The sequence below is a fragment of the Candidatus Woesearchaeota archaeon genome (assembly GCA_026394965.1).
Classification (GTDB): domain Archaea; phylum Nanobdellota; class Nanobdellia; order Woesearchaeales; family 0-14-0-80-44-23; genus JAPLZQ01.
In genome coordinates this window covers 1-4,354 of the sequence record JAPLZQ010000115.1, presented here as the reverse complement: position 1 = coordinate 4,354, position 4,354 = coordinate 1, and the positions used below count along the sequence as shown (strand labels likewise).

4 protein-coding genes are annotated in these 4,354 nt (G+C 42.9%); all 4 read right to left on the bottom strand.

Annotated features, from left to right (window positions below; genetic code table 11):
* A partial coding sequence (locus NTV63_05385; protein ID MCX6710352.1) for a hypothetical protein occupies window positions 1-556 on the bottom strand: 556 nt, incomplete at its 3' end.
* Complete coding sequence (locus NTV63_05380) at window positions 553-909, bottom strand: hypothetical protein (GenBank protein ID MCX6710351.1); 357 nt, start codon at window positions 907-909, stop codon at window positions 553-555. The genes NTV63_05380 and NTV63_05385, both read right to left, overlap by 4 nt.
* A gap of 10 nt (window positions 910-919) precedes the next feature.
* Complete coding sequence (locus tag NTV63_05375) at window positions 920-3,130, bottom strand: hypothetical protein (GenBank protein MCX6710350.1); 2,211 nt, start codon at window positions 3,128-3,130, stop codon at window positions 920-922.
* Window positions 3,131-3,213: 83 nt separating this feature from the next.
* On the bottom strand, window positions 3,214-4,354 hold a 1,141-nt coding region (locus NTV63_05370; GenBank protein ID MCX6710349.1), incomplete at its 5' end, for a hypothetical protein.

Sequence of the window (4,354 nt, the reverse complement as noted above, 5' to 3'; positions counted from 1 at the left end):
CATAAATCTGAAAATCAACATTACAGGGGAAAGAGTGGCATTTGGCGCTGCAGTTTACAAATGCATCAAAAAGTGCTTTATCAGTGTAATATTTCCTCTCTGGGACCATGTCTGTTATATTGAAGTCAATTATGCCATCCGGGCATACATCAATTTTTATTGATGATGCATTTCCTGAAAGCGCAAATGAGAATTTCGATATTTCCATTTTCTTTTCAATTCCTATCTGGAAAAACTGGTTAGATGCAATGAAATCAAACCTTCTGCTTGTTCCTCCATTTAAAAGCCCGCGCATTATCACATCCTGGGGCTTTATCTCGTATGTTTCAAGCGCAGTCTGCTCCCTGCAGTAGTCCTGGTCCTGCCTCAACGCCTCTGGCATGAAAGATGCTGAGTGGAGATGAAAGAATGTCTTGCAGTACATCTGCTTTGCAAATGCCGGCATTCTCAGTGAGAAAAGCATGAGAAGGAGAAATATGCTTGCAATTGTGATGAGTCCTATCATAACTGCGTTTATTGCAATGTCCCCTTTTTTTCCTTTTTCATAAATTTTCATTTTACCCTCCTTATTGAGCATGTGCTTTCATTGCTTGATATCTTGAGGGTGTATCTTCCCTCTGTCAGGTTTGAAAAATTCTCAAAAACCGCAATCTCTATTTTTGAGATGTTTCCTGATGTGATGTTTGTTTCAAGCAGGAAGCACTCCCTGTTTTTTCCCTCCTCGCTTGTGCACAAACTGCAGAGCTTTGCAATTCTCAGGTAAACCTGCGTGCCTGTTCCGTCAACGCTCTGGATTTTCTCTTCTGGCTCTGTCCCAATATTCAATGACTTGAATGAGAATGCCATCAGGAGAACCATTGCTGATATGGCAACTATAACCATCCCTATTTTCATGTAAAGGTCGTCCATTGGAGCTCTCCTAAACAATTGGCTTTTCTTTTATTCTTAAGCTCTTTAAAGCATTCCATGCAGGCGCAAGCATAACAACTGAGCTTTTTATCCCGATTGAGCTTACTCCCTTCTGCACCAGATTGTTAAGTGCGACAACTCCCACAATTGTCACAAACACATACACTATTATTGCAACCATGACATTCTTCGCAATTGCAGAATCCCTTGCAACCTCATCAAATCCGTTTTCAACCCCGCTTGCGATAAGAGAGAGGAGGATTACTGCTTCAATCATGTAAATTCCGACAAGCACCTGGAAAAGCGTTGGCGGAGTCATTCTTGTGAAGTTGATGAAGTCAGTGAAAAACGATGTGTCGCCTCCGGCAAGCATCCCCCCGGTAAATGATTTCATTATCTGCTCAAGCTGCCCGAGCATCTGCGAGAGCGACTTTACTATAATCAATGTAAGCGAGCCGACAATTCCTGCAATAAACGGGGCAAGGAACTGCGCCTGCATTCTTATTGAACTTACTGTTTCGTCCAAAAGGTCGTAAATAAGCTCCTTTATCTTCTTGGTGTCCTCTAGATAGAGGGAAATCTTGTTGAGGATGCTGTATATAACCTGAGAGCCCTTCCTTGAGCTTTCGGTGAATATCCACATTATTTCCTTTAGGAGCGTTGAAGGATAGTATTTTATTATTCCAAACTTCGGATGGAATATTGCCTGCTCAAAGGTTATTCCCATGTTCTTCATCTGGTGGACAACTGTGAGGAAAAGGTTGTAAATCTGCTTTTTCTTCAGGTTCATAAGCTCATAATTTCTTATGAAATTGTCAATTGCAATCTCAACAGGAATGTTTTCTGTGAACTGGTTTGAGATTTGGTAGAGGGATGCGCTTAAGTCATCCTCAATTTCAATTATGGCGTTTCTCAGCTTTATTTTCTGGCTGCTCCTGCCGTAGAAGAAGATGAAAACCCCCACTGCAAGCCCGAATGGGACAGTCATTGTTATGAACATTGCAGGAAGGTCATACTCCTTTTGCATCAGCGGCGGAGGGCTTGCGTTCTTGGGAAGCGCCATTGCCTCAATGAACAGTGGTATTGTGCTTGTCGCAAGGTGTATTATTCCCGGAAGCATAAGGATTACTGCAGCAATTATTGCAACAGGGAGAACTGAGATTAAATGCTCCTTTCCGCCGAATTTAATGCGGTATTTTCCCGGAGGGGGGAGAGTTGGGTTTTTAGAGATGTCAGGCGCTGAAAATGCGCCTGGCCTCTTTGAGATTATCCTTGACGAAAAGAAGAGTATAAGCGAGGGAAGTATTATTATGTATCCGAAAAATAGGTATGAAATCTTTATGCTCTCTGACATGAACACGCTTATCATGGGGAAAGCAATCAGCCCAATTAAGGGAAGGGTAAGCCCGAATGTTGAGAGGATTACAACAGGCATTTTCAGGTCGTGGGAAAAGTGCTTCATCTTTTCATAGGTGTCCTGAAGTATTGTGGAGAGCGCCTTGTCAAGTATTGCCATTTGGTGCTCCTTGTCTGACTGAAGTATTACTGAATGAAGTATCATAAATGACTTCACAAAATCCTTGTTCCTCTTAATCCACATCGGCATGTGCATGTTTATTGCGTCTTTTATTGAGGAAACCTTGCCGCTGTCAAGAAGCCATATTATCCTTTTCAGGTCCATCCCAAGCGGACCATTAAGGTGCTCTGTTGCAAACCCTATTGCCTTCTCAAGCACAGGATTAACTCTCATGTAGATTGTCATGTAGAGAAGGGCAAGGAGCGATTCCTGCTGCGCCCTTATCTTTATTATCTGGGATACATACCCTGGATAGGTGTAGGCAACATAGGAAAGGAAAAGCCCTGTCACTATTATGAAGAATCCGAAGTCATTCCATCCGAGGATTATGAACGGCACAGAGAGGAAGGCAAACATGATAACAGTTAGGACAGAGGATGCGATTACATTTTCCGGTTTGACATTCATCCTTGCAATCTGAAGATTCTCAACCATCTGGGGCTGGGATTCATCCCTTGCTTTTATGAAAGGCAGAATCTGCGAGGAAAATGCAGCATACCTCTCAAAGAATGTCTTAAGCCTTGCCTCTTCAATTTCCTCTGCGCGGAAGTTTGTGAATTGCTGGGAAACAAGGTTTGAGCCATCATCAGCAGTGCTGGAAAGCCTTCTTCTTACCTCTTTTTCAATGTCCTCAAGGCTTGTCATTCATTCACTCTCTTTTTCATCTTCCGGATCTTATTTCCCGGAATAATCTTCTTATTAAATATTTATATTAGGTTTCAGGTTTATTATGGATTTACAGGAGGCTTTGGAGGAGGCGGTATGACCGTTGTAGGGCGCTCACTTGTAGTATGTACCGAAGTTTGAGGACTAACAGTAGTCGGAGTAACAGACGTAGGAGTAACAGAAGTTGGAGTAACAGACGTAGGAGTAACAGTAGTCGGAGTTCCTGGCGTAGGCGTTGCAGTAGGTCCTGGTCCAGGGCTCGGATTAACTATTACTGGCGGGCATTCACATTCTGTACTTGGCGCTTCTATCCTGTGCTTGAGATAAACGTGAACGAGAAAGCTGAATTTTAAATTCTTGAAGCCCTCTGTTGAGACAGGATTTTGGTATTTTTTGTCAATGCATGTTATGTTTGCTATGAATTTCAGAGTGTGCTCTTCACCATATCCAAAGCAGTCGCCGGGGCATTGTGTTTCTGCATTTGGTTCCTTGCATACATTATCAAATGGCGCTCCGTTTGCATTTGGAGGATTTGGAATGTCAGAAGGGTTTTCACATGTAGGTGAGCTTGAATCTGTTCCTATTGTGCATTGCGGCTCTTTGTCGCATTGCTTTTTATAGCTGCATGAAGTTGATGCGCAGGTGCAGGGATCTGAGCATCCTGGGCTACATATCTCATCTGTTTGTGCATATCTGCAAAGCATTTCAGAACTGCATGTAACGTTATCATCAAAACTTTTCTTAAGAATGTCAACTGCCTCTTTTACAGCTAAATCTGCAGAGGCATCTGATATCTTTATTGTGGGGCATTGTCCGCTTCCTGTTCCTGAGATGAGAGGCATCTGAGCGCATGCGCTGCTTCCTATAGTTCTCTGCTCAGCCCAAATCCTTATTTTCCGGTAAAGGTACCAGAACCTGAGAGGGTATATCGCTGCAGTGTATCTGTTGAAGGATTCCCTGTTCTCATCTTCTATTGCAGATGAGATAAGGGACTTATTATTACCCCGCCCGGTAATTTCAAAGGAATCATCGGCTTTGGAATAACCGGTTGCAGAATCCTCCTGAAGCTCAAATTCGCTCACAAGCACTTCAACAGTGTCAATTGTTCCTGTTTCAGTATATACCACTTTTCCGAAATCCTCTCCTGAAACAGATTGGAGGTAGTCGTTTGAGATTCTTACTGCAAATTTGGAGATGCTGTTT